This window comes from Streptomyces sp. NP160 (assembly GCF_006335115.1).
Taxonomy (GTDB): domain Bacteria; phylum Actinomycetota; class Actinomycetes; order Actinomycetales; family Quadrisphaeraceae; genus Quadrisphaera.
Map to the genome: position 1 here is coordinate 84,167 of NZ_VDMJ01000028.1, position 24,370 is coordinate 108,536.

Sequence of the window (24,370 nt, forward strand, 5' to 3'; positions counted from 1 at the left end):
AGCCGCACCGTCAGGTCCACGAGGCCCGGTCCGGCCTCCAGGACCTGACGGTGCGGCGAGACCTGGCAGCGCCGGGACCCAGGCGTCACGCGACGGGTGGAGACCCGAACCGGGCGACGCAGTGCCACACCTGATTGAGGCGCTGGGCGTCCCACCGGCCCACCGCCACCGCGCGCCCGACGACCTCCGCGTCGAGCACCCCGTCGGCCGTGAGCGCCGCCGCCAGCTCCTGCGCCACCCGCACCACCTGCGCGCCGCGGTAGGAGACGCACTCCGGCCGCCTCGCCAGCTCGGCGACGTCGAGGGCGCAGCCGGCGGTCCACTCCAGCGCGGCGCCCGCCGTCGTCCTGATCTCCTCAGCGGCGGTGTGCACGGGCGAGTCGCGGAAGCAGGGGTCCAGGACCACCGCCTCGACGTCCCGCTCCACCAGCAGCTGCCCGTGCACGTGGGCCTCGACGTAGTCGTCGAGCGCGTCGAACCTCCCGGTCTCACGCGCCGCGGGCACTGCGGGGGCCGCCGCCGCCGTCCCGAGCGCCTCCGGGCCGTGGGCGCTGTCGGGGAAGGCCAGCGTGACCCGGTCGAGCACGTCCGGCCGCAGCCGCAGGTGGCACGAGCCGAAGCGCGGCGCCGGTGAGAGGGCGCCGTAGACCGGCCGCTGGGCCGCCGGGGCGTGGTCGTACGCGCCGCCGAACAGCTCCGACTCCCAGCGCCAGCGGTCACCGCCGGGGTGCGCGGTCAGCCCGCCGGCGCTCGTCCCGGTCTCGAACTGGGAGCGGTAGCGCCCGTCGCGCGCCAGCTGGGCGAGCACCGGCAGGCCGGTGGCCGCGACCACCCGGTCGGGGTGGAGGTGGACGACGACGGCGGTGTCCGCGGGCAGCGGCGGCCCGCCTCCGGCGGCCGCCACGCGCGCGGCGACGTGGGCGACCGCCCGCTGCCACGCCTGCATCCGCTCACGATGCCGCAGTGCCAGGCCGACGCTGCCGACGGACCCGGCGCCGCCTGCTCGGGAAGTCCATGACCACGGTGGGAGAGTGCCTCGGAGACCCGTGACCACGACAGGTAGGGCACAGGAAGTGTGCCTGGAGCATCCAGGTGCCTCCCAGTGATCACGGGTACTACCGTCACCTGTGACCACCGTGCAGCAGGCCGCCGGGCAGCCCGCTCCGCAGCTCGACCGGCGCAGCGACCGTCCGCGCAAGCACCGGTTCCCGCGCGTCAGCTGGGACCTCCTCGACTGCTCCCTGCACGGCCACCACGTGGTGGGTCGTGACGTCGCCGAGGTCCGCCCGGCCGACGCCCTGGTGGTCCGGGAGGACGCCGACGGCTTCCGGTGGCACCGCTGCCTGCGCTGCGACGCCTGGCTGGCCGCGCCCGCCCCCACCGCCGGCGAGGCCTCCCGCGAGCACCTGCCGCCCCGCGAGCAGATCGAGCTGCCGCTGCGCGGGCGAGTGCTGCGCGACAGGTACGTGCTGCGCCTCATCGCGCTCGACCGCGTGGTGCACGTGCTGGGGCTGGGGGTCCTCGCCGCCGCCGTGCTCGTCTTCTCCGGCCAGCGGGCCACCCTCGACCGATGGTGGACGTGGGGTCTGGACTTCGTCCAGCAGCACGGCGTGGTCATCGACACCACCCACGGCTTCCTCGCTAAGGTCTCCGGCTGGTTCTCCACCCCGTCCGACCACCTGCTCTTCATCGGCGTGGGGCTGGCCGCGTACGCCGCGCTGGAGGCCACCGAGGCCGTCGGCCTCTGGCTGGGCCGGCGGTGGGCCGAGTACCTGACCTTCGTCGCGACGAGCATCCTCATGGTCCCCGAGGTCGCAGACCTCATGAGCGGCGTCTCGGCCACGGGCGTGGCGCTGTTCGCCCTGAACCTCGCCGTCGTCGTGTACCTGCTCCTCGCCAAGCGCCTGTTCGGCCTGCGCGGCGGGGGGAAGGCGGAGGCCGCCGAGCGCGAGGCCGACTCCGGCTGGTCGGCCCTGGAGCGCACCGCGCCGCCGTCCGCCGGGCGACCGGCCTGATCCGCGCAGGATCACTACCCTGGGCGCCTGTGAGCCCCAGCACCTCCGGCCCGGCCGGCGCACCCGCGCGCAGCCTGGTCTCGGACACCACCCTCGACGACCTCCCGCTCCGCGACGACCTGCGCGGCCACGCGCCGTACGGCGCGCCCCAGCTCGAGGTCTCCGTGCGGCTCAACACCAACGAGAACAGCCACGACGTGCCGCCCGAGGTGGTCGACGCAGTGGTCGCCGCCCTCGCCGCGCAGGTGCCCCACCTCAACCGCTACCCCGACCGCGAGGCCGACGACCTCCGCGACGCCCTGGCCGCGTTCCTGCGCACCCAGCCCGCCTCCCACGGCGTGCCCCTGACGCGCGGCAACGTGTGGGCCGCCAACGGCTCCAACGAGGTGCTGCAGCAGCTGCTGCAGGCCTTCGGCGGCCCGGGGCGCACGGCCGTCGGCTTCACGCCGTCGTACTCGATGCACCCGATCATCACGCAGACCTCCGGCACCGCCTGGGTGGACGGCAAGCGCGGTGACGGGTTCTCCCTCGACCCGTTCGCGGTCGCCGAGCAGGTCCGCGCCGCCGGGTCGGGCAGCGGGGCCGACGTCGTGTTCCTGACGAGCCCGAACAACCCCACCGGCACGGCGCTGCCGCTCGACGTCGTCGAGGCGGCCTACGAGGCCACCCGCGGCATCGTCATCGTCGACGAGGCCTACGCCGAGTTCGCCCGGCCGCTGCACGCGGGGGGCACGCCCAGCGCCATCACCCTGCTGCCCGGCCGCCCGCGCCTCGTGGTGACGCGCACCATGAGCAAGGCGTTCGCCTTCGCCGGCACGCGGGTCGGCTACCTCGCCGCCGACCCGGCCGTGGTCGACGCGCTGCGCCTCGTGCGCCTGCCGTACCACCTGTCCTCGCTCACGCAGGCCGCCGCGACCGCCGCGCTGGCCCACGCCGACGCGCTGCTGGCCACCGTCGAGGACACCAAGGCCCAGCGAGACCGGCTGGTCGCCGCGATGCCGACCCTGGGCCTGCGCGCCTTGCCCAGCGACGCCAACTTCGTGCTGGTGGGCGGCTTCGACGACGCCCCCGCCGCGTGGAAGGCGCTGCTCGCGCACGGCGTGCTCGTGCGCGACGTCGGCATCCCCGGCCACCTGCGCATCACCGCGGGCACGGAGGCGGAGACCGACGCCGTGCTCGCAGCGCTGGCCGAGGTGGTCGCGCAGGCCGAGGTGGCGGCCCACCCAGAAGACCAGCAGGACGACGGCGACGACGAGGGACGGGCATGAGCGGGCAGCGCACGGCGCGCATCGAGCGGACCACCAGCGAGTCGAGCATCGTGCTCGAGCTCGACCTGGACGGGACGGGCCGCACCGAGATCAGCACGGGCGTGGCCTTCTACGACCACATGCTCACCGCGCTCGGCAAGCACTCCCTCATCGACCTGCGCGTGCAGGCCACCGGTGACACCCACATCGACGCCCACCACGTGGTGGAGGACACCGCCATCGTGCTCGGGCAGGCGCTGCGCCAGGCCCTGGGCGACAAGCGCGGCATCGCCCGGTTCGGTGACGCGCTGGTGCCGCTCGACGAGGCGCTGGCGCAGGCCGTCGTCGACGTCTCCGGTCGGCCCTTCGTCGTCCACACCGGAGAGCCGGACGGCTACGAGCACGTGCTCATCGGCGGCGGGGGCGCCGGCGTGCCCTACGCCGGCAGCCTCACCCGGCACGTCTTCGAGTCGATCGCGCTGCACGCCCACGTGTGCCTGCACGTGCGGCTGCTCGCCGGCCGCGACCCGCACCACGTGGCCGAGGCGCAGTACAAGGCGCTCGCCCGGGCGCTGCGCGCCGCCGTGGCGCTCGACCCGCGCGTGGACGGCGTGCCCTCCACCAAGGGCGCGCTGTGAGCACCCCCGTGGGTCCCGCGTGAAGTACGAGTTCCCCGGCGCGGGCGGCGGGGAGTTCTTCGACCCCTCCGAGGGCGCGCGCCGAGCGGTGCTCGTGCTGCCCGTGCTCGACGCCGACCGCGCGGCGGACCTGTGCGCCATGAGCGGCGTGGCCGCGGTCTGCGCGCCGGTGTCCGGGGCGGGCGTCGTGGCGGTGCCGGCGGCCCGCGAGGGCGTGCTGCCCGGCCTGGCCGGGGTCGACGCCGCGGAGCGCCTCAGCCGCATGCTGCGCGGCCTCGACGTCGTCCTGCTCCTCACCGAGGGGGAGCAGGGGCAGGAGGGCCAGGTCACCGCGCAGACGTGGCGCGGCGGGCAGCAGGCCCCCGACGGCCGGCCCGCCGGGCTGCTGCTGGCGACGTGGCCCGGTGACGTGCTGCGGCTGCTGCTGGGGAGCCTGGAGGCCGCCGACGTCTCCGGTGCGGCCACGAGCGTCGGGCGCAGCCGCTGGACGGCGGTCCGGGGGATGTTCAAGGCGCGGCGCGGCCGTGGCTGAGCGGCGTGGCTGACAGGGCGGGCGCCGGCGCGTCGGCGGGAGGGGGCCGCCAGGGGCTGAGGCTGCCGCGGCTCACCCCGCGCCGCACGCCGCTGACGTCGATCGCCCTGCGGCTGGGGCTGGCGCTGCTCCTGCTGCTGGTCAACTGGGGTCTGGTGCTGCTCGAGTCCGACCAGTACACCGACAACGCCGACGGGCACGTCTCCGTCATCGACGCGCTCTACTACACGACCGTCACGCTCTCGACCACCGGCTACGGCGACATCACGCCCGTCACCGAGCAGGCGCGGCTCATCAACGCGCTCGTGGTGACGCCGATGCGGCTGATGTTCGTGATCATCCTGGTCGGCACCACGCTGTCCGCGCTCACCGAGCGCTCCCGCACCGAGATCCGCGTCCATCGCTGGAAGGCCCGCATGCGCGACCACGTCGTCGTCCTCGGCTACGGCACCAAGGGCCGCAACGCGGTCCGGGCGCTGCGGCTGCGCGACCACCCCGCAGCTCGGATCGTCGTGGTCGAGGCCGACCACGCCGCCGCCTCCCGCGCCAGCGCCGACGGCTACGCGGTGGTCATCGGGTCGGCCACGCACAAGTCCGTGCTCCTCGAGGCGCAGGTGGAGCGCGCGAGGACGGCGATCATCGCCCTCGACCGCGACGACACCGCCGTGCTCGCCGCGCTCACGCTGCGCCGGGTGGCGCCGCACGTCACGGTGCTGGCGTCGTCGCGGGAGGCGGCCACCGCCGAGCTGCTGCGCGAGAGCGGCGCGGCCTCGGTGGTGGTCTCCTCCGAGACCGCCGGGCGCCTCCTGGGCCTGGCCACCGACAGCCCGGACGCCGTCAGCGTGGTCGAGGACATGCTCTCCTTCGGCTCCGGGCTGGACCTCGACGAGCGCGTCGTCGAGGCGTCGGAGGTGGGGAGGCCGCCGCACGCCTGCGGGGTGCCCGTGGTCGGCGTGTGGCGCGGCGGTCGGATGCTGCGCTACAGCGACCCCTCGATCGGCTCGCTGCAGCCCGACGACCGGATCCTCTACGTCGCCTCCCGCGACGACCCGCAGCCCCTCCGCTGACGCGCCCCGTCCTCGCCGCCCGGCCGCGGTTGGGGGTGCGGGGTGATCGCCGGTGCAGTACTCGTAGCGGGTGGCCTCCTCGAAGCTCCTGACCGACGTCGCCCTCGGCCTCGCAGCGGGGTGGGTGGGGGGGAAGGTGAAGGCCGCCGCCGAGTCGTCGCTGCAGGAGTGGGGCGAGCGCAAGCTGCCGCCCGAGCCGGGCCAGAAGGAGCTCGACGGCGCTGACCCGCAGGGCCACGGGGACCGCATGCCGCCCTCGCTGCTGTACCGCAAGCTCGTCGCGGCCCGGAAGGACCAGGCCGCCGCCGACGCCCTCGACGACGACGAGGTCGAGGCCGGCGCGCAGTGGTTCCACCGCGCCCTCGCGTACGGCTACCCGGTCTTCTACTCCGTGCTGACCCGGCGGGTCCCGCTGGCGCGCGCCGGTGGCGGGACGGTGGGCGCGGCGGCGCTGTTCGCGGCTTTCCACGGCTCGACGCTGCCCGCGCTCGGCGTGCAGGCCCCGGCCTCGCAGCTGCCGAAGGCGTGGTGGGTCTGGGAGGGCGGCTCGCACCTGGCGTACGGGGTGGCCGTCGACTTCGTCGTCGACGTCCTGCGCCGCATCACGCGCTGATCCGCGGCTCGCCGCCGGGGTGGGGAGCCTCGCGTCCGGTGGGGAGCCTGGAGCCCGGGTCCTGCGCGGGAAGCGGATCTGGGCCTGGCCACCGGAGCTCAGGCCCCCCGCGGGACTGCCGCCGCTTCGCCGGGCGTTGGCCCGAGGGACGGCCCGGTGGACCGCCTGGAACCGAGGAGGACACGTGAAGGCACTGCTGGACGGCGTCGTGGTGGCCGAGGCCGACGACGACGCGATCGTGCGCATCGAGGGCAACGCCTACTTCCCGCCGAGCAGCGTGGTGGAGGGGGCCCTCGAGAAGAGCCCCACGCCGTACACCTGCCCGTGGAAGGGCGTGGCGCAGTACTGGAACGTCACCGCCCCGGGTGGTGCGACCGCCGCAGACGGCGCGTGGAGCTACCCCGAGCCCTACCCGAGCTCCTTCGACCGGGTCGGCACCGACTACTCCGGCTACCTGGCCTTCGACAGGGCCCAGCTGCAGGTCACCAGCTGACCCACCCCTCCCGTCCGCACTTTCCGCGGGAAGTGCGCCACCAGCCGCCCCCTTCTCGCACTTTCCGCGGAAAGTGCGAGAAGGGAGGAGGGGGTCAGGACGACGGGGGGAGCGAGCCCTGCAGCGCCGGGGTGGCGTCGGCGAGGTCCCACCAGAGCCGGTGGAGCTCGGCGTACTTCGAGCCCGGCTCCGGCCGGCGCTCCCAGGGCTTGTCGATGATGTAGTGGATGTTCTTCACCTCGGAGGCGTCCCACACCCGCGGGTGCTGGTGCGGCAGCGTCTTCAGCGCGTTGTAGACGTACGGCAGGGGCTGCCAGCGCCCGTCGAAGAACTCGTTGAGGAAGTCCTGCTCGGCGAACTGGTACGCCGACAGGTCGGCCAGCCCGCGCAGCTGCGCCAGCATTGCCGCGTGCACCGCCTCGTCGGGCTCGATGACGAGGAACCCGCCGTTGAAGTACTCCTCCACACCGGGCTCGCGCACGTGGTCGCGGCCGCGGCAGTGGGTGTAGAAGCAGTTCTCAGGCACCCAGCTCGCCGGGTAGCTGGCGATGCGGTTGGGGTTGCACCGGCACGCGTGGCACGCGGCGATGCCGCCGGCGGGCAGTTCCAGGGAGAACAGCTCGTCCATCGGCTGCACCACCAGCATGTCGGCGTCCAGCACCACCAGGCGCGAGAACTCGGTGAGCCCCCACGCGCCGAGCTTGGTCCACACCTCGGCGAACCGGGCGTTGGCGTAGTGCGCCTCCAGCGACTCGTCGGGTCCCACGCGCGGCAGCTCGCGCACCAGGGCGCCGTCGTCGGCGAGCGCCTTGCGGGCGTCGTCGTCGACGTCGTCGGTGACCATCACCACGAGGGGGTGCTGTGACCCGGACCGCCGCAGGGAGGCGTGCAGCGCCCGGACGCCCACGAGGTAGCTCGGCTGCGTCAGCAGCGTCGCCCACGCCTTCACGCAGCCACCTCCGACCGGCTCGCGGCGGCCGGGAAGAGCCGGTCGGTGAAGCCGTTGCCGAACACGCGCTCCGGGTCGAGCGCCTCGCGCACGGCGGCGAACTCCTCCCAGCGCGGGTACAGCGCGGGCCAGTCGTAGAGCGCGTCGTCGAAGTACTTGCCCCAGTGCGGGCGCCCGCCCTCCGCGGCGAGCAGCTTCTCGACCTCCACGAGGAAGTCGACGCCGTCGGCGCTCAGCGAGCCGTCCTCGGCGTAGTAGACGACGAAGCCGAAGTACAGCGTGTCGCCGCCCTCGGACGGGCTCAGCCAGGCCCGCGACGGGCCCGTGGCGCGCAGGATGATCGGGTAGTGCAGGTGCGGGCTGGTCTCCGCGTGCCAGGCGCGGATCTTCTCCACGACGGCGGGCGCGCGGTCCAGCGGCACCCCGATCTCCACGTTGATCTGCGGGGTCGCGATGCCGCGCATGAAGACCTGGTAGACGTCCCCGGTCACGTCGGAGAAGTCCTTGAACCGGGTCACGGTGCGGAAGGGCTTGCCCTGCGCGTCGAGGATGCGGGTGTCGGCGCGCATGTGGGCCAGCGCGGCGTCGACCGCGCGGTTCATGGCGTCGCTGGTCTCGGTGCGCTCCACCAGCTGCCGCCCGCCGGCCTCCCACGCCGCCACCTCGTCGGTGGAGGCGCGCTGCGCGGTCCAGACGTGCACCTGGTCGTCGTCGGGGAACCACCACGCCTTGGCCATCTCGTGGCCGCGGTTCCACACGAGCAGGTCGCTCTCGAGGGTCTCGGCGCCGGTGGCGCCCTTGACGCACGAGTACACGGCCACGGGCACGGTGCGCAGGGTCACCGCGGTGACCACGCCGAGGGTGCCCAGCCCCACCTGCAGCGCGCCGAACCACGGGTGGTCGGCGCCGAACTCCTCCACCGTGCCGTCGGCCATGACCAGCCGCAGCGAGAGCAGCGCGTCGCCGATGGAGCTCTGCTGCAGCCCCTGGCCGTGGGTGCCCGTGGCCAGGGCGCCGGCGAGGGTCTGCTCGGCGATGACGCCGGGGGAGGAGGGCAGCATGCGGCCCAGGCGTGCGAGGGCGTCGTAGACGTCCTGCAGCACGGTGCCGCCGGCGAACGTGGCCCAGTCCTCGCCGTGGGCGAGCAGGCCGCGGTGGCCGCGGACGTCGAGGAGGACCTCGGCCCCCGACGAGCCGCCGGGGGCCAGCATCCGGCCGGCGGACATGCGGCTGCCCACGAGCCGCACGCGGCCGGGGCGGGAGGCGAGCAGGGAGCGGACCTCCAGCTCGGAACTGGCCGTCACCAGGGCCGACGCGTCGGCCAGGGTGGAGTTGCGGGCCCAGTTCCACAGTCGGCCGGCGTCGTCCTCGGAGACGTCACGGCGGGGGTACGGACGCTCAGGAGCCATGGCTTGACCTCTCTTCGCGCGATCCACCGACCTCGCCCGTGTGGCGGGTCGTCCTGCGCGGGCAGGAGCGGGTGCGCGATGACGCTAACCGCGCCAGGGCCTGTTCGCCGACCGTACGCAAGTGGTCTGGGTCACACCGCGACAGCGCCTAGCCTGGACGTGTGACCAGCACGACCGCTCCGAGCGAGGCCCTGAGCAGCACGAACGGCGCTCCCCGTCACCAGCGGCGGCCCCGCGTCGTCGTCCTCGACCACGGGTCCGGCAACGTCCGCTCCGCCGTGCGCGCCCTCGAGCGGGTGGGCGCGGACGTCGAGCTCACCGCCGACCGCCGCGCCGCGCAGGGGGCCGACGGGCTCGTCGTGCCCGGCGTCGGCGCCTTCGAGACGGTCGCGAAGGGCCTGCGGGGCGTCCGCGGCGACGAGGTGGTCGACCGCCGCCTCGCCGGGGGCCGCCCGGTGCTCGGCATCTGCGTGGGCCTGCAGGTGATGTTCGCCCGCGGCGTCGAGCACGGCGTGGAGAGCGAGGGCCTGGGGGAGTGGCCCGGCACCGTCGAGCGCCTGCCCGCCGCCGTGGTGCCGCACATGGGCTGGAACACCGTCGACGCCCCCCAGGGCTCGGTGCTGTTCGACGGCATCGCCGACGAGCGCTTCTACTTCGTGCACTCCTACGGCGTGCAGCGCTGGGAGATGGACGACGACGTCCGCGAGGACGGCACGCTGCGCCGCCGCCGCCCGCTGGTCACGTGGGCCGAGCACGGCGCCCGCTTCGTGGCGGCGGTGGAGAACGGGCCGCTGTCGGCCACCCAGTTCCACCCGGAGAAGTCCGGGGACGCCGGCGCGCAGCTGCTGCGCAACTGGGTCACCTCCCTGCGGTGAGCTCCTCCGCCGCGACGGCCACCGCCGACCTGCTGCTCGTCGACGCCGACGTCGTCACCCTCGACAGTGCCCGCCCGCGGGCCAGCGCCGTGGCCGTCTCCCGCGGCGTCGTCGTCGACGTGGGCGGCCAGGAGGTCGTGGAGCGCTGGCGCGGCGCGCGCACCGAGGTGGTCGCCCTCGGCGGCGCGGCGCTGACGCCCGGCTGGGTGGACGGGCACTCCCACCCCGTCGGCAGCCTGACGATGTCCGCCGGGGCCGACCTCACCGGCGTGCGCAGCCTGGAGCAGCTGCGCGAGCGGCTGGCGCAGCTGGCCCGGGAGAGCACCGACGGCTGGGTCCAGGGCTGGGGCCTCGTGCCCGACGTCTTCCCCGGCGGGGTGCCCCGCGCCGACCTGGTCGACGACGCGCTCGGCGGCGCGGACGGGGCGAAGGCCTTCCTCCGCCTGGCCGACGTCCACTCGGCGCTCGTCAGCACCTCGCTGCTGCGCGAGGCCGGCATCGACGGCCCCCGGCGCTTCCCCAGCACCGCCGAGGTGGTCTGCGACCCCGACGGCACCCCGACGGGCTTCCTGCTCGAGTGGGACGCGATGGCGCTCGCGGACCGCCTCGCGCCGACGCTGCCGGACGCCCAGCTGCGCTCGCGGCTGCGGTCCCTGCTCGACGACATGGCCGCGCAAGGCCTGGTGGGGGCGCAGGTGATGGACGGCGACGCCGCCTCGCTCGACCTGCTGGACCGCCTCGAGGAGGACGGCGACCTGCCGCTGCGGCTTCGCGTGGCCCCGTTCTGCATGCCCGGTGTCGACGACGACGACGTCGCCCAGCTCGTCGCGTGGCAGGAGCGGACGGGCCGTCGCTGGCGGGTGGCGGGGGTGAAGCTCATGATCGACGGCACGGTCGACGGCGGCACGGCCTGGCTGGACCACCCCGACGCGAACGGGCAGAGCACCGCCTCGTTCTGGCGGGACCCGCAGGCCTACGCGCGCGCCGTCCGCGCGCTCGACGCCGCCGGGGTGCCCACGGTCACGCACGCCATCGGAGACGGCGGGGTGCGCTTCGTGCTGGACGTGCTCGAGCCGCTCGGCCCCCCGGCGCCGCTGGACGGCCCTCCGGGGCGCCGCGCCGCGCACCGCCTCGAGCACCTCGAGACGCTCCCCGACGACCTCGTCGCCCGCATCGGCGCGTCCGGCCTCACGGCGTCGGTGCAGCCGACCCACTGCACGCACTTCGTGGCCGCCGACGGCAGCGACAACTGGTCGGTGCGGCTGGGACCGGAGCGCGCCGGGCGCGGCTGGCGGGTCCGCGACCTGCTGGACGCCGGCGCGCTGGTGGTGCTCGGCTCGGACTGGCCCGTCGCCGACTTCGACGCCCGCGCCATCATGGCCGCCGCCCAGCTGCGCCGCCCCGTCGAAGACGACGACGCCCCACCGGTCGGGCCCGAGCAGGCCACCAGCGCCGAGGAGGCCCTGGCCGGGTTCACGCGCGCACCGGCGCTGGCCGCCGGCGACGCCTCGCGCGGCGTCATCCGGGTGGGCGCCGCCGCGGACCTCACGGCGGTGGGCGCAGACCCGACCACCGCACCGCCCGCCGACCTCGCCGCCGCGCCCGTGCTGCTGACGGTGGTCGGCGGCACCCCCGTCCACCGCACCCTGTAGCTGTCGGGACCCCGCCCCGACGAGGGCTGGCACCGGACCCCAGGGGGTGTCCCGCGGGAGCGTCAGAGGCCGGGGAAGGCCCCGTTGCGGAAGCTGTCCACGAAGAGGCGGAAGTCGTCGCGGACCACCTCGGCGTAGCCGAGCGCGAAGGCCACCGCGTCGTCCGCGAACTGCTGGTCCCCGTCGGGCCCGGCGGCGTCGAGCACCGCCACGACCGCCTCCTCCACCTGGAAGGGCACCTCCCCGCCGTCGCTGGAGGAGTCGGCCACGCAGTGCACCTTGGCGGTGGCGCGGCCGAGGTCGCGCAGCAGCGCCACGGCCTGGTCGGGCTCGTCGACGCCGTCCCAGTCGAGGTCGGCCGTGTACGGCGAGACCTCGCTGACCACGTACCCGACGCCGTCGATCTGCGTGTGCCCGAGCCACGGGTCGGCGTGCGCCTGCAGCGCCCGCTGGCTGACGGCGGTGCGGTGCCCGTGGTCGGTGAAGGCGGCGCGGACGCGCTCGTCGTCGACCACCCGTGACGGCGCGGCCACCACGCCCTGCTTCATCGACAGGACGACGTCGTTCTCCATCGCCTGCGTGCGGCCCTCCAGCAGCAGGCTGTACGTCCGCAGCCCCGCACTGCCGATGCCGATCCCGGACCGGCCGACCACGTCCTTGACGCGGTACTCGATCCGCTGGCCGCGCTTGGCGTCGGGGATGGTCTGCAGGTACCTGTCGAAGGCCTCGAGCACCTGGGCGCGCTCGTCGTCGTCCAGGCGGCGGTGCAGCGGCGTGTGGCGGAAGCGACGGTCGATGGTGGAGTCCGGCCCGTCGGCGACCTCGGTCTCCAGATCCAGCAGGTCGATCCGCCGGGAGGCGCGGGCCACCTCGAGGGCGGCGTGCACCGGCCCGGTGGTGTTGTCCAGCCGCAGGGCGAAGGCGGAGTCGTCGTCGCGGGTGGCGAAGGCGCGCACCTGCTCGGTGTACGCGCGGCAGTAGGCCTCGACCATGCGCACGATGTCGGCGTCGGCGAAGGCCTTGGCCACCCCGAGCAGCGCCACCGAGGCCGCCATCCGCCAGACGTCCCACGTGAAGGGGGCGAGGTAGGCCTCGTCGAAGTCGTTGACGTCGAAGACCAGCTGCCCCTGGTCGTCCATGTAGGTGCCGTAGTTCTCGGCGTGCAGGTCGCCCTGGATCCACACCCGGCTGGTGCGCTCGTCGGCCCACCTGTCAGCAGGGCCCGTGCCGTCCGCGGCCGGTGCGGCGACGTCGCTGTAGAACAGGCACGCGCTGCCGCGGTAGAAGGTCCAGGGACCGGCCGCCATGCGCCGGAAGCGGCGGCGGAACGCCGCCGGGTCGGACTCGATGAGCGGTCCGAAGGCGTCGAGGAGGACGGCGACGACGTGCTCTCGCCGCTCGTCCGGCGCGCGCCGCCGTGCGGCGGCGACGACGGGGTGGTCGCGCTGCGAGGAGGTCTCGGGGGCGGGCGCGCCGCGGTCTCTGGACACGGCGCACAGCCTGCTGCGCTCGCCCCGGCGCGACCACCCGGCCGGCCCCGCCCCGCAGCCGAGCGCCCCGTTGCGGTATCCGACCGGTCCGGAACCGCAGCTGGGCGCCCGGCTGCGGTGGGCGAGGGGTGGACGGGCCGCGCCGGCGGGGCTGGGAGGATGGCCCGCGTGAGCAGTGAGACCACCACGCCCGCCCGCCTGCAGCTGCTGCCCGCCGTCGACGTGGCCGACGGCCAGGCCGTGCGCCTGGTGCAGGGCGAGGCGGGGTCGGAGACCCACTACGGCTCCCCGCTCGACGCCGCGCTGGCCTGGCAGGAGGGCGGCGCGGAGTGGATCCACCTGGTCGACCTCGACGCCGCCTTCGGGCGCGGCTCGAACGCCGAGCTGCTCGCGTCCGTGGTCGGCACGCTCGACGTCGACGTGGAGCTCTCGGGCGGCATCCGCGACGACGCCTCCCTCGATCGCGCGCTGTCCACCGGGTGCCGCCGCGTGAACCTCGGCACCGCCGCCCTGGAGGACCCGGAGTGGACGGCGAGCGCCATCGCCCGCCACGGCGACCGCATCGCCGTCGGGCTGGACGTGCGCGGCACCACGCTGGCCGCCCGCGGCTGGACCCAGGACGGCGGCGACCTGTGGGAGGTGCTCGACCGCCTCGACCGCGACGGCTGCTCCCGCTACGTGGTCACCGACGTCACCAAGGACGGCACCCTGCGCGGCCCCAACACCGAGCTGCTGGCGCAGGTGTGCGCCGCCACGAAGGCCCCGGTCATCGCCTCCGGGGGCGTGAGCTCCCTGGCCGACCTGGAGGCCCTGCGCGCGCTGGTCGCCGACGGCGTGGAGGGCGCGATCGTCGGCAAGGCGCTGTACGCCGGGGCGTTCACGCTGCCCGAGGCGCTCGACGTCGCCGGCCGCCCCTGACCCCCCTCCCCGTGATCACAACCCCCCTCCGCACTGTCGAGCCGTGATCATGGACGCTGGCCACCCTCCTCACGGCGGAGCGCACCTCCCCGGCCGCCACGGGGACGCCCACGGCGACTCCGCCGGCACCCCCTGGGCCGGGCGCACCCTCACCGACAGCCCCTTCGCGGGCGACGACGGCAGCCTCGCCCCGGCGCTCGCGGCCGTCCTCGACGCGGCACGCGCCAGCGGCGAGCCCGTCGACGTCGAGGCGCTCATCACGGCGCTGCCGGGTGCGCGGCTGTTCGTGCCGGTGACCGCCGTCTCCGCGGGCACCGACGAGGCCACCGGCGGAGACCTGGGCGCCGACATGGCCATCCCCACCCTGCGCTCGCCCGACGGCCGGGACGCGCTGCCCGTCTTCACCTCCGTCGCAGCGCTGACCGCGTGGAGCAGCACGGCCCGCCCGGTGCCCGTCGAGGCGCGCCGTGCGGCGGTCAGCGCGGTGCAGGAGGGCCAGCAGCTGCTGGTGCTCGACCCGGGCGTCGAGGGGGCCGCCGGCTCCGTCGTCGTCCCCCGGCCGGCGCTGTGGGCGCTGGCCAAGGGCGAGCCGTGGACGCCGTCGTGGCGCGACCCCGAGGTGGCAGGGGCGCTGGAGCGCATCGCCGCGCGGATGGGCGGGGTCGTCGAGATCACCAGCACGCGCGGCCCGGGCGCCGGTGGGGCCGGAGAGCTGCGCGTGACGGTCAGGCTGAGCGCCGGGGCGGGCGCGCACGAGGAGTGGGCCCGGCGCACCTTCGGCGAGGAGGCCGGGCGCGACCCCGTGCTCGCCGAGCGCGTCGACTCGGTGCTCCTCGTCACCGAGGAGCTGCCCCGTGCCGTCATCGTCGTGCAGCAGGACCCGAACTGGCCGGCGTGGATGGCGCGCTGGCACGTCTCCGCCCTGGGGCAGACGCTCGGCGCTCGGCCGCGCACCGGGCGGAGCACGCGCTCGCGGCGCTCGGCGCTGGCGCTGGCGGCCCGGTGGTGCGAGGAGGACGGCGGGCACCAGCCCGCCGCCGACGGGCGGCCCTGCCGCTGGTGCCCCGCCGAGGGCTGAGCCCGCCCCGAGCCGACCCCGCCCGGCCGCCGTACCACCGTCAGGCGGTCGCCGCCCGACGTGCCGGCTCCCCGGCGTCGCCCTAGCGTCGCTGCGCGTGACGGTGATCGGCTTCCACCACAGCCACGAGCAGGTCGCGCCGAGCAGGCTGCTCCAGTACGCCGTGAGGGCCGAGCAGGCCGGCTTCACCGCCGCCATGTGCTCAGACCACATCACGCCCTGGGGCACGGCCCAGGGGCAGTCGGGGCTGGCCTTCGCGTGGCTCGGTGCCGCCCTGGCCAGCACGCGCCTGCCGTTCGGCGTGGTCCACGCCCCCGGCCAGCGCTACCACCCGGCCATCACCGCGCAGGGCATCGCGACGCTGTCGGAGATGTTCCCCGGGCGCTTCTGGGCGGCGCTCGGCAGCGGCCAGTACATGAACGAGCACGTCACGGGCCAGGGCTGGCCGCCGAAGGACGAGCGCGACGCGCGGCTGGTGGAGGTGGTCGACGTCGTCCGCCGGCTCCTGGCGGGCGAGGAGGTCACGCACCGCGGACGCGTCACGGTGCACGAGGCCCGGGTCTTCAGCCGACCTCCCGTCGAGCGCGCACCGGCGCTGCTGGCCGCCGCTCTGACGCCGCGCACGGCGGAGTGGGCCGCGAGCTGGGCCGACGGGCTCATCACGGTGAACGCCCCGCCCGACCAGATGCGCTCCGTCGTCGACGCCTACCGCGGGGCCGGCGGCACCGGTCCGGTGAACCTCCAGGTGCACCTGTCGTGGGCTCCGACCCACGGGGAGGCCATGGCGGTCGCCCACGAGCAGTGGCGCAACAACGTCTTCAGCTCCAAGGTCCTCGCCGACCTCGCCACGGTCGAGCAGTTCGACGACATCGGCCTGCGGGTGCAGCCCGCCGAGCTCGAGGAGTCGGTGCTCATCTCGGCCGACGCCGGGCACATCAGCGACACCCTGGCCGGGTGGGCCGAGCTCGGGTTCGACGGCGTGTACCTCCACCACGTGGGCCAGGACCTCGACGCCTGGATCGACGAGGCCGGCGACCGCGTCCTGCCGCGGCTCTCACCGACCGCGCCGCCGGAGCTGGTGGGTCGGACCGGCGGCGGGACGACGGCGAAGGCGCTGGCCGAGCGCGGGGGAGGGACCACGCCGCTGACGGACCGGGTCGCCGCTGCGGCCACCACCCGGACGGGAGCCCTCTGATGCTCACCACGACCGCCGACGAGTGGTGGGCCACCGCCGTCGGCTACTGCCTCGACATCAAGCGCTTCACCGACTCCGACGGCGACGGGCGCGGCGACCTCGCCGGGCTCGGGGCGCACCTGGACCACCTGGTCGACCTCGGCGTCGACTTCCTCTGGTTCCAGCCGTTCTACCCCTCGCCCGAGGGCGACGACGGCTACGACATCTCCGACTACTACGGCGTCGACGACGGCATGGGCACCCTCGGCGAGTTCGTCGAGGTGGTGCGCGCCGCCCGCGAGCGCGGGATGCGCGTCATCGTGGACCTCGTCGTCAACCACACCAGCGACGACCACCCGTGGTTCCAGTCGGCCCGCTCCGACCCGGACTCGCCGTACCGCCACTGGTACGTGTGGCGCGAGGAGCCGGATCCCGAGGACGCCGACGCGGACATCATCTTCCCCGACGCCGAGGACTCGGTCTGGAGCCGCGACGAGGTGGCGGGCCTGTACTACCGCCACCGCTTCTACCGCCACCAGCCCGACCTCAACACCTCCCACCCGGAGGTCCGCGACGAGATCCGCAGGATCATGGGCTTCTGGCTGCAGCTGGGGGTGGCGGGCTTCCGGGTGGACGCAGCCCCCTTCCTCGCCGAGACGGCGACCCGCGCCGGCGACGCCGACGACACCGACCCCTCGGGGGCGCACAGCGCGTCCACCGGGGAGCGGGAGGACCAGCACGACGGCGACACCGCCCTCGACGAGTCGCTGGCGATGCTCGACGTGATGCGCACCTTCCTGTCCCGCCGCAGCTCCGAGGCGGTGATGCTCGGAGAGGTCAACAAGCCCCGTGACGAGATCGCCCCGTTCTTCGGGGGCAGCGGGCAGCGGATGACGATGTGCTTCGACTTCACGCTGAACCAGGCGCTGTACCTGGCGATGGCGCGGGCCGACGCCGCTCCGGTGCGCGAGGCGCTGGAGTCCCGGCCGGAGCTCACGGAGGGCAAGAGCTGGGGACTGTTCGTGCGCAACCACGACGAGCTCACCCTCGACCAGCTCTCCGACGCCGAGCGCCAGGAGGTCTTCGACGCCTTCGGCCCGGACGAGGAGGTGCAGCTGTTCGGCCGCGGCCTGCGGCTGCGCCTGCCCACCATGGTCGACGGCGACCGCGAGCGGATGGAGCTGGCGTACTGCCTGACGTGGAGCCTGCCCGGCACCCCGGTCCTCTACTACGGCGAGGAGGTCGGCCAGCTGGAGGACCTGTCGATCCCCGGCCGCATGTCGGTCCGCACCCCGATGGCGTGGGCCGCCGGCGATGCGGGCCCCGGTCCGGTGGTGGCCGACCAGGAGCGCGACCCGGACTCCCTGCTGCACTTCTTCCGGCGGATGCTGCGCGCCTACCGCGGGCGCCCGGAGCTGGGGCGCGGTGACGCACGGCTCGTCGACGTCGGGGAGCCGGCGGTGCTGGCGCACACGATGACGTGGCGGGGCCGCACCGTGCTGGCGCTGCACTCGCTGTCCGCGGAGCCGGTCACCGTCACCGTGCCCGACGGCGTGGTGGCACCCGGCACGGAGCTGGTGGAGCTGCTGACGGCGACACCGCGCACCGTGCCCGACGGCCCGTTCGAGGTGGAGCTGCCCCGCTACGGGAGGGTCTGGCTCGGCGACACCTGAGGAAACCCCTTGCCCCGCCCGTGATCATGGGCAGATGGCCACCACCCCGTCCGACGAGGTCGACGCCGGCCGCACCTGGCTGACCGAGCACGGTGACAGCACCTCTCCGCAGCGGGAGGTGCTGCGCACCGTGGTCGGGTCGGGCGTGCACGGGATCGCCGTCGAGGGCAGCGATGACCACGACGAGATGGGCGTCTGCGTCGAGCACCCGCGGTCGGTGCTGGGCGTCGGGCACGTCGACGGGCACTACGTGGCGCGCACCGTCCCGGAGGGGCACCGGTCGCACCACGGCGACGTCGACCTCGTCCTGTACTCGCTGCGCCGCTACCTGGCGCTGGTGATGACGGGCAACCCGACGGCGCTGCTGCCGCTCTTCACCCCGCCGGCCGACGTCGTCCTGACCACGCCGCTGGGGGAGCGGCTGCGCGCCCTCGGCCCTCAGCTGCTGAGCCAGCGCGCAGGTCACCGCTTCCTCGGGTACCTGCGCAGCCAGCGCGAGCGCATGCTCGGTGCTGCGGCCGGGGCGCCGAACCGGCCGGAGCTGGTGGCGGCGCACGGGTACGACACCAAGTACGCCTCTCACGCGCTGCGGCTCGCCGTCCAGGGCCTCGAGGTGGCGCGGCAGGGACGGCTTACGCTGCCCGTCCCCGAGCCCGACCGACAGCTGGTGCTCTCGGTGAAGCGCGGCGAGCGGACGCAGGAGCAGTCGCTCGCGCTCATCGACGCGCGCGCCGCGGAGCTCGAGGAGCTCCTGGCCAGCGGGCGCTCACCGCTGCCGGAGCACCCCGACCTCGACGCGGTCAGCGCCTGGTCCACCGCCGAGCACCTGCGGTACTGGTCCGAGCACGACCTGCTCGGCTGAGCAGGACGACGGCGGCGGTGGCGGCAGCCCACGGGCTGGTGCCACCGCCCCCGGCTCGCCGCGGCCCCACCACCTGCTCGGCCGCGCCCCCGCCGGAACACCGCGCCCGGGCCCGGGGTTGTCGGTGGTCGTGACCACCAGCACCGACGCCGACCTCGAAGCCTTCACCGCCGAGTGGCAGGTCTGGCACCGCCAGCAGGAGGCGCGGATGAGCGCCCGCCACGGCTTCCTCGCCATCACCTCGCTGCACTGGCTGGAGGCCGAGCCGCAGCGCTTCCCCGACGCACCCGGCGCGTGGTCGACCGGACCGGACGGCGTGGTCGTGGACCTCGACGACGACGAGGAGCTGGTCGTCGAGGGCGAGGCCGTGCGAGGACGCCACTGCTTCGGCGTGCTCCCCGAGCGCGGCGGCGTCGACGCGGTCTGGGGAGAGGCCGTCATCGAGGTGGCCAAGCGCAGCGGACGCGACATCGTCCGCCCCCGCCACCCGGACAACCCGCTGCGGACGGCCTTCACCGGCACGCCCACCTACCCGCCGCACCCCCGCTGGGCCGTGACCGGCCGCTACGTCCCCTTCGACACCCCGCGGCCGACCACCGTGGGCGCGGTCGTCGACGGCCTGGAGCACGTCTACGACGCGCCGGGGCGCCTGGAGTTCGAGCTCGACGGACAGCCGCTGTCCCTCACGGCCTTCCCCGGGCACGCCCCCGGGACGCTGTCGGTGCTGTTCACCGACGCGACGTCCGGTGCCACGACCTACGCCGCCAACCGCTCCCTCGTGGTCTCGCCCGCCGAGGACGGCACGGCCGTCCTCGACTTCAACCGGGCCACCAACCTGCCGTGCGCCTTCACCGACCTGGCCACCTGCCCGCTGCCGCCGGCGGAGAACCGCCTGCCGGTGGCGGTGGAGGCGGGGGAGAAGCTGCCCCGCGAGCGCGGGGGCGCCTGACCGCGCCGACCGCCGCCCACCGGTCAGCGCGCGACCCACCACCGCTGCCACGGCGTCTCGACGGCGCTCTCCCGGTAGTGCTCGCGGACCCACGCCACCGCGTCGGTCGGGGCGACGCCGTCGAGCACCGCCAGCACGGCGAGCGCCGTCCCCGTGCGGCCGTTCCCGCCGCCGCAGCTGATCTCGACGCGCTCGGCGTCGGCCCGCTCCCACGCCTCGTGCAGCGCCGCCCGGGCGTCGGAGGGGACCAGCGGCAGGCCGAAGTCCGGCCACCGGACCCACCGCACCGGCCAGCGCTGCGGCCGCGGTCGCTGCCACGTGCACTGGAACGCCGCGTCCGGCTCCAGGCCGGGCGGGGGAGCGCCGGCCCGCACCCCGCGGCCGCGCACCCGCCGTCCCGAGGGCAGGACGACGACGCCGGGGGCGTCGACCGGCCACGGACCCCGCTCGTCCATCAGATCCAGCCGGCGGCCTGGGCGCGGCTGACGGCCTCGTGCCGGTTGGTCGCACCGAGCTTCTGCACCGCCGCCGACAGGTAGTTGCGCACCGTCCCCGGTGACAGCGAGGCCCGCACGGCGATCTCCTCCACGCTCGCCCCTCCCGCCGCCAGCTCCAGCACGTCGGCCTCCCGCGGGGTGAGCGGGGAGTCGCCGGCGGCGATGGCGTCCGCGGCGAGCTCGGGGTCGACGTGCCGGCCACCGGCGTGCACCGTCCGGATGACCCCGGCCAGCACCGCCGCCGACGTCGTCTTGGGCAGGAAGCCGCGCACCCCCGTGGCCAGCGCCCGCTTGAGGTGACCGGGCCGGCCGTGTCCCGTGACGATGACGACGCCGCACCCGGGCACCTGCTCGCGCAGCGCCGCCGCCACCTCGATGCCGTCCAGGCCCGGCATCTGCAGGTCGAGGACGGCGACGTCGGGCTGCACCGCCCGCGCCACCGCCACGGCCTCCGGGCCGGAGGCCGCCTGGCCGACCACCTCGACGTCGTCCTCCAGACCGACCAGCGTGGCCAGCGCGGTGCGGATGAGCTGCTCGTCGTCGGCCAGCAGCACCCGGATCACGCGCTCGCCCCGAGCTCTTCCGGGTGGTCGACCGGGGAGGGGCTCGCGGGGACGGTGGCCGTGAGCACCACGCGGTCGCGCTCCCGGCGCACGTCGAGCGAGCCGCCGCGGGCCTCCAGGCGCTCGCGCAGCCCCGACAGGCCCGCGCCGGGGCGCAGCGCCCTCCCCTCGGAGGGGGCGGCGCCGTCGTCGTTGCGCACGACGAGCACCGCGGCGCCGCCGACCACCGCCAGCGACACCGCGCAGGTGCGGGCGTGCCCGTGGCGGACCACGTTGGTGACCGCCTCGCGCAGCGCCCACGCCAGCGCCTCCTGCACAGGAGCCGGCAGCGCGGCGGCGGTCGCGTCCTCGACGCGCACCTCGCACGCGACCTCGGCGGAGGCGAGCAGGGCCCGCGCGCCCGCCAGCTCGGTGAGCAGGTCGGCGCGGCGGTGGCCGCGGACGACGGCACGCACCTCCGCCAGCGACGACTGCGCCAGCTCCCGCACCGCCAGCGCCTCCGCGACGGCCTCCGGGCGCCCCCGCTCGGCCAGGCGCGCCACGACCTCGCTCTTGAGGGCGATGGCGGACAGGTCGCGGCCGACGACGTCGTGCAGGTCCCGGGCGAAGCGCAGCCGCTCCTCCGCGACGGCGAGCCGCGAGCGGTCGCCCTGGGCGTCGGCGAGCTGGCGCACGACGTCGAGCAGCCACACCGACAGCCGCAGCGTCATGACGATGAAGGCCGAGGCGAGGGCCGTGGCGGTGCCGGTGGTGACCACCACGCGCGCCTCCTGCCCGGACAGCGCCGCCGAGACGGCGACGGCGGCGCCCGCGAACAGCGGCACGAGCCACCCCGCGCGGCGGTGGACGACGGCGACGGCGGCGGGGGAGAACATCACCGTGTACGCCACGACGGCCTGCCGCGGAGAGCCCGCCAGGTCTCCGGCGGCCGGGGTCGCGGCTGCCAGGCCCAGCAGGGCGGCGGTGGTCAGCCCCAGGGCCACGAGCCCCGGGCGGCGCTGCTCGGCGTGGGGCGGCTCCAGGCCCGAGCGCAGGACCACGAACGCCGCCAGGCCCTGGGCGGCGGAGACCACCACCACGACGGCCGTCTGCCACGCGGGCCCCGAGCCGCGGGCGAGGACCAGCAGCAGGAGCGGCGCGATGGCGCCCAGCCAGTACAGGACCTGCGCGGTGTAGACCTCGACCCGCTGCACCTGCGACAGCGACGCCCACCACGCGCGCGGGGAGCGCCACCACGCCGGACGTGGTGGCGCTCCCGAGGTGGTGCGGCGAGGCATCAACCGCGAGGCTCCCAGCGCCAGAGCCGGCGCGCCAGCCACACCGACACCGCGGTCCACAGCAGGAGCAGGACCAGGTCGACCACCACCGGCGGCACGACCCCGGCCACGACGGGCAGCTCCACCAGGCCCACCCCGGCCGACGAGGTGCGCGCCAGCAGGTCGACAGCGCTGGTGAAGGGCACCAGCAGCAGCACCTGCCGCATCGCCTCGGGCAGCACCGGCACGGTGAGCATGTTCGCGGCGGCGGCCACGAGGAAGAGCAGCGGCACCGCGGCCCAGTTGGCCTTCTCGGCGTTCCCGGCCATCCCCGCGACCGCCGCGCCCGCGGCCACGAAGCCCACCGCGGCGACGGCGACGCCGGCCAGCCACGGCGCCCAGCCGAGCGCGTCGGGCAGGGGCCCACCCCGCCCGACGACGACGGCCAGCACGGCGAACGCCTCGACGACGCCGACGACGACGAGCGGCAGGTACATGCCCGCCACCAGCTCGCCGCTGCTCAGCTCGGACGTCCGCAGCCGCTTGAGCACCTGCGCCTCGCGGCGGTTGACGGTGAGCATCACCGCGGCCAGGTGCGAGGTGACGGCCATGACCACCACGACGCCCATGCCGATGAGCGCCGCCAGCGCCTCGGGGGAGCCACCGGGGGTGACCGACACCAGGAACAGGATGGCGAGCGGGCCGCTGAGCAGCGTCAGCAGCGTGGTGCGCTGCTTGACGAGCATCTGCGTCTCGAAGCGGGCCAGCCGCAGCACGCGCTGGGCCGGGCTGACCGTGCGCCGCAGGCGGCCCGGGGCTGGGGTCGTCGTCGTCGCCGTGGTGGTGGTGGTGGTGGTGGTCGGGGTGCTCATCGGGACGCCTCCTGCGCGGGGGTGGAGCGGACGACGGACTGGAAGACCTCCTCCAGCGAGGCGGGCGTGGCCCGCAGGCGGTGCAGCTCGGCGCCGGTGCGCTGGGCGTCCAGGAGCAGGGCGAGCAGGTCGGCCTGCAGGTCGCGGGTGCGGACGTCGAGCGGCTCGTCGGGCTGCCCGGCCACGCGCCTGGTCGCGGTGATGCGCGCCGGCCGCTGGTCGAGCACCTCGGCGAGCGTGCCGCGCACGGCGATGCGGCCGCGGTGCATGATCGCGACCCGGTCCGCCAGCTGCTCGGCCTCCTCCAGGTGGTGCGTGGTCATGAGCACCGTGGTGCCGCCGTCGCGCAGCTCCCGGACCAGGCCCCACAGGGTGGCCCTCGACTCCGGGTCGAGGCCCGCGGTCGGCTCGTCCAGCACGATGAGGTCGGGCGCGCCCCAGACCGCGAGCGCCAGGTCGAGGCGGCGGCGCTCGCCGCCGGAGAGGTCCTTGACCAGCACGTCGCGGCGGTGCGCGAGGCCGACGCGCTCGAGCACGGCGTCGACGTCGTCGAGGCGGCTGCTCAGCGACGCCCACAGCTGCAGCGCGGTGACCGGTGTCGCCTCGGGGACGAAGCCCGCCTCCTGGACCATGACGCCGGAGGCGGCGCGGATGCGCCGGGTGGAGACCGCCGGGTCGTCGCCGAGCACGTCGACGGTGCCCGCCGCGCGGGGGCGGAACCCCTGCAGCGCCTCCAGCGTGGACGTCTTGCCGGCGCCGTTGGTGCCGAGGAGGGCGAACACCTCGCCGCGGCGGACGTCGAGGTCGATGCCGTCGACGGCGGTGAAGGAGCCGTAGGCGACGGACAGGCCGCGGACGTCGACGACGAGGTCGCCGGTGATGGGCCTGGTCCCCTCGGCGGAGGTGGCTGCTGTCGTGGTCATGGCTCCACGCTCCCGCGGCGCGGGGCCTCCCGGCAGTGCGCTCCCTCACGGGTCCGGGTGCGCTCCTCACGTCCCGGGCATGACACCCGTCACCCCCCCCGACCGTGATCATGGGCGTCGGCCACCTCGCGGTGGGAGGCCGCCGCTGCCACCGTGGAGCGGTGATGCTCCTGCGCCCGGCACCCCCGATCACCCGGGAGCGGACGACGCCGGCGGCCCCCGCCGTCGTCCACGACCTCCTCGTCGACGTCGGCTCGTGGCCGCTGTGGTCGCCGCACGTCGTGCGCACCGAGCCGGCGTCGGGCCGCGTGCGCCCCGGCTGGCGCGGGCGCGTCAAGCCCTGGTTCGGACCGGCGACCACGATGGAGGTGACCGAGGTGCTGCCCGAGGGCGGCATGCGCTGGCGCACCCGGGCGCTGGGGCACGAGCTGCGCTACGCCCAGCTCGTGAGCGCGGCTCCGGGCGGGGGCAGCCGCGTGGTCTTCACCGCCACCGTGCACGGGCCCGTGGGGCCTCTGGTCCAGCGGCTCGCAGCGCCGCTGTCCGGCTACGGGCAGCAGCGCCGCCTGGAGCGCCTGGTGCTGCTCGCCGAGCGCAGCGCCGCCTGAGCCGCCCCACCCACCCA

At 75.5% G+C, this 24,370-nt stretch carries 25 protein-coding genes; 16 read left to right on the plus strand and 9 right to left on the minus strand.

Annotation, left to right across the window (positions count from 1 at the left end; genetic code table 11):
* Positions 1 to 85: 85 nt before the first annotated feature.
* Positions 86 to 946: a DUF3626 domain-containing protein gene (locus FHN55_RS15210; protein ID WP_139713167.1), complete on the minus strand. Its 861-nt coding sequence runs from the start codon at positions 944 to 946 to the stop codon at positions 86 to 88.
* 181 nt (positions 947 to 1,127) lie between these two features.
* Here FHN55_RS15210 and FHN55_RS15215 point away from each other — a divergent pair, with 181 nt between their 5' ends.
* The 7 genes from FHN55_RS15215 to FHN55_RS15245 all read left to right on the plus strand — a co-directional run bounded on the left by FHN55_RS15215 (position 1,128) and on the right by FHN55_RS15245 (position 6,605).
* On the plus strand, positions 1,128 to 2,015 hold the full coding sequence (locus FHN55_RS15215) for a DUF2127 domain-containing protein (protein WP_257571031.1): 888 nt from the start codon (positions 1,128 to 1,130) through the stop codon (positions 2,013 to 2,015).
* A 74-nt stretch (positions 2,016 to 2,089) separates the two neighbouring features.
* Positions 2,090 to 3,283 carry a histidinol-phosphate transaminase gene (locus FHN55_RS15220; protein WP_139713203.1) on the plus strand — a complete coding sequence of 398 codons (1,194 nt, stop codon included), beginning with the start codon at positions 2,090 to 2,092 and terminating at the stop codon, positions 3,281 to 3,283.
* Positions 3,280 to 3,900 carry an imidazoleglycerol-phosphate dehydratase HisB gene (hisB, locus tag FHN55_RS15225; protein ID WP_139713168.1) on the plus strand — a complete coding sequence of 207 codons (621 nt, stop codon included), beginning with the start codon at positions 3,280 to 3,282 and terminating at the stop codon, positions 3,898 to 3,900. Before FHN55_RS15220 ends, hisB begins: the two co-directional genes overlap by 4 nt.
* 19 nt (positions 3,901 to 3,919) lie before the next feature.
* The gene (locus FHN55_RS15230) at positions 3,920 to 4,432 is read left to right on the plus strand and encodes a hypothetical protein (protein ID WP_139713169.1); all 513 of its coding nucleotides are present in this window, start codon (positions 3,920 to 3,922) and stop codon (positions 4,430 to 4,432) included.
* Between the two features lie 5 nt (positions 4,433 to 4,437).
* Positions 4,438 to 5,499 carry a TrkA family potassium uptake protein gene (locus tag FHN55_RS15235; RefSeq protein WP_218974700.1) on the plus strand — a complete coding sequence of 354 codons (1,062 nt, stop codon included), beginning with the start codon at positions 4,438 to 4,440 and terminating at the stop codon, positions 5,497 to 5,499.
* Positions 5,500 to 5,569: 70 nt separating this feature from the next.
* Positions 5,570 to 6,112 carry a hypothetical protein gene (locus FHN55_RS15240; RefSeq protein WP_139713170.1) on the plus strand — a complete coding sequence of 181 codons (543 nt, stop codon included), beginning with the start codon at positions 5,570 to 5,572 and terminating at the stop codon, positions 6,110 to 6,112.
* 184 nt (positions 6,113 to 6,296) lie between these two features.
* Positions 6,297 to 6,605, plus strand: a complete 309-nt coding sequence (locus FHN55_RS15245; protein WP_139713171.1) for a DUF427 domain-containing protein — start codon at positions 6,297 to 6,299, stop codon at positions 6,603 to 6,605.
* A 94-nt stretch (positions 6,606 to 6,699) separates the two neighbouring features.
* Here FHN55_RS15245 and FHN55_RS15250 read toward each other — a convergent pair whose 3' ends face one another.
* On the minus strand, positions 6,700 to 7,554 hold the full coding sequence (locus tag FHN55_RS15250) for a glycosyltransferase family 8 protein (protein ID WP_139713172.1): 855 nt from the start codon (positions 7,552 to 7,554) through the stop codon (positions 6,700 to 6,702).
* Complete coding sequence (locus tag FHN55_RS15255) at positions 7,551 to 8,963, minus strand: D-arabinono-1,4-lactone oxidase (protein ID WP_139713173.1); 1,413 nt, start codon at positions 8,961 to 8,963, stop codon at positions 7,551 to 7,553. The genes FHN55_RS15250 and FHN55_RS15255 overlap by 4 nt, the downstream gene beginning before the upstream one ends.
* Before the next feature lie 191 nt (positions 8,964 to 9,154).
* On the opposite strand from FHN55_RS15255, the gene hisH reads away from it, so the two are divergent.
* On the plus strand, positions 9,155 to 9,838 hold the full coding sequence (gene hisH, locus FHN55_RS15260; RefSeq protein WP_180357868.1) for an imidazole glycerol phosphate synthase subunit HisH: 684 nt from the start codon (positions 9,155 to 9,157) through the stop codon (positions 9,836 to 9,838).
* Entirely contained in the window at positions 9,835 to 11,490 is a 1,656-nt protein-coding gene (locus FHN55_RS15265; RefSeq protein ID WP_139713175.1) for an amidohydrolase, read from the plus strand. Before hisH ends, FHN55_RS15265 begins: the two co-directional genes overlap by 4 nt.
* A gap of 62 nt (positions 11,491 to 11,552) precedes the next feature.
* On the opposite strand, the gene FHN55_RS15270 is transcribed toward FHN55_RS15265, so the two are convergent.
* A complete protein-coding gene (locus FHN55_RS15270) occupies positions 11,553 to 12,980 on the minus strand; it encodes a DUF2252 domain-containing protein (protein WP_139713176.1) in 1,428 nt (475 codons plus the stop codon).
* 168 nt (positions 12,981 to 13,148) lie between these two features.
* Between FHN55_RS15270 and priA the strand changes: the two genes are divergently transcribed.
* The 6 genes from priA to FHN55_RS15300 all read left to right on the plus strand — a co-directional run bounded on the left by priA (position 13,149) and on the right by FHN55_RS15300 (position 19,634).
* Positions 13,149 to 13,898, plus strand: a complete 750-nt coding sequence (gene priA, locus FHN55_RS15275) for a bifunctional 1-(5-phosphoribosyl)-5-((5-phosphoribosylamino)methylideneamino)imidazole-4-carboxamide isomerase/phosphoribosylanthranilate isomerase PriA (RefSeq protein WP_257571034.1) — start codon at positions 13,149 to 13,151, stop codon at positions 13,896 to 13,898.
* Between the two features lie 49 nt (positions 13,899 to 13,947).
* A complete protein-coding gene (locus FHN55_RS15280) occupies positions 13,948 to 14,976 on the plus strand; it encodes an SseB family protein (protein ID WP_257571039.1) in 1,029 nt (342 codons plus the stop codon).
* 97 nt (positions 14,977 to 15,073) lie between these two features.
* On the plus strand, positions 15,074 to 16,171 hold the full coding sequence (locus FHN55_RS15285) for a TIGR03885 family FMN-dependent LLM class oxidoreductase (protein ID WP_139713179.1): 1,098 nt from the start codon (positions 15,074 to 15,076) through the stop codon (positions 16,169 to 16,171).
* Complete coding sequence (locus FHN55_RS15290) at positions 16,171 to 17,823, plus strand: alpha-amylase family glycosyl hydrolase (protein ID WP_218974701.1); 1,653 nt, start codon at positions 16,171 to 16,173, stop codon at positions 17,821 to 17,823. The genes FHN55_RS15285 and FHN55_RS15290 overlap by 1 nt, the downstream gene beginning before the upstream one ends.
* Positions 17,824 to 17,857: 34 nt before the next feature.
* Positions 17,858 to 18,685: a DNA polymerase beta superfamily protein gene (locus tag FHN55_RS15295; protein WP_139713180.1), complete on the plus strand. Its 828-nt coding sequence runs from the start codon at positions 17,858 to 17,860 to the stop codon at positions 18,683 to 18,685.
* A gap of 130 nt (positions 18,686 to 18,815) precedes the next feature.
* Positions 18,816 to 19,634, plus strand: coding sequence for a DUF1684 domain-containing protein (locus FHN55_RS15300; protein ID WP_373995742.1), 819 nt, complete (start codon positions 18,816 to 18,818; stop codon positions 19,632 to 19,634).
* A 23-nt stretch (positions 19,635 to 19,657) separates the two neighbouring features.
* Here the strand turns inward: FHN55_RS15300 and FHN55_RS15305 are convergent, their stop codons facing one another.
* From FHN55_RS15305 to FHN55_RS15325, 5 genes are read right to left on the minus strand one after another with little or no spacing between them, the layout of a single operon-like run.
* Positions 19,658 to 20,089, minus strand: a complete 432-nt coding sequence (locus tag FHN55_RS15305; protein ID WP_139713181.1) for a protein phosphatase — start codon at positions 20,087 to 20,089, stop codon at positions 19,658 to 19,660.
* Positions 20,089 to 20,694, minus strand: a complete 606-nt coding sequence (locus tag FHN55_RS15310; RefSeq protein WP_139713182.1) for a response regulator transcription factor — start codon at positions 20,692 to 20,694, stop codon at positions 20,089 to 20,091. The genes FHN55_RS15305 and FHN55_RS15310 overlap by 1 nt, the downstream gene beginning before the upstream one ends.
* Positions 20,691 to 21,971 carry a sensor histidine kinase gene (locus tag FHN55_RS15315; protein ID WP_139713183.1) on the minus strand — a complete coding sequence of 427 codons (1,281 nt, stop codon included), beginning with the start codon at positions 21,969 to 21,971 and terminating at the stop codon, positions 20,691 to 20,693. The genes FHN55_RS15310 and FHN55_RS15315 overlap by 4 nt, the downstream gene beginning before the upstream one ends.
* On the minus strand, positions 21,971 to 22,822 hold the full coding sequence (locus FHN55_RS15320; protein ID WP_139713184.1) for an ABC transporter permease: 852 nt from the start codon (positions 22,820 to 22,822) through the stop codon (positions 21,971 to 21,973). The genes FHN55_RS15315 and FHN55_RS15320 overlap by 1 nt, the downstream gene beginning before the upstream one ends.
* Complete coding sequence (locus tag FHN55_RS15325; protein WP_139713185.1) at positions 22,819 to 23,745, minus strand: ABC transporter ATP-binding protein; 927 nt, start codon at positions 23,743 to 23,745, stop codon at positions 22,819 to 22,821. Before FHN55_RS15325 ends, FHN55_RS15320 begins: the two co-directional genes overlap by 4 nt.
* A 164-nt stretch (positions 23,746 to 23,909) precedes the next feature.
* On the opposite strand from FHN55_RS15325, the gene FHN55_RS15330 reads away from it, so the two are divergent.
* The gene (locus tag FHN55_RS15330; protein ID WP_257571040.1) at positions 23,910 to 24,353 is read left to right on the plus strand and encodes an SRPBCC family protein; all 444 of its coding nucleotides are present in this window, start codon (positions 23,910 to 23,912) and stop codon (positions 24,351 to 24,353) included.
* Positions 24,354 to 24,370: the final 17 nt, after the last annotated feature.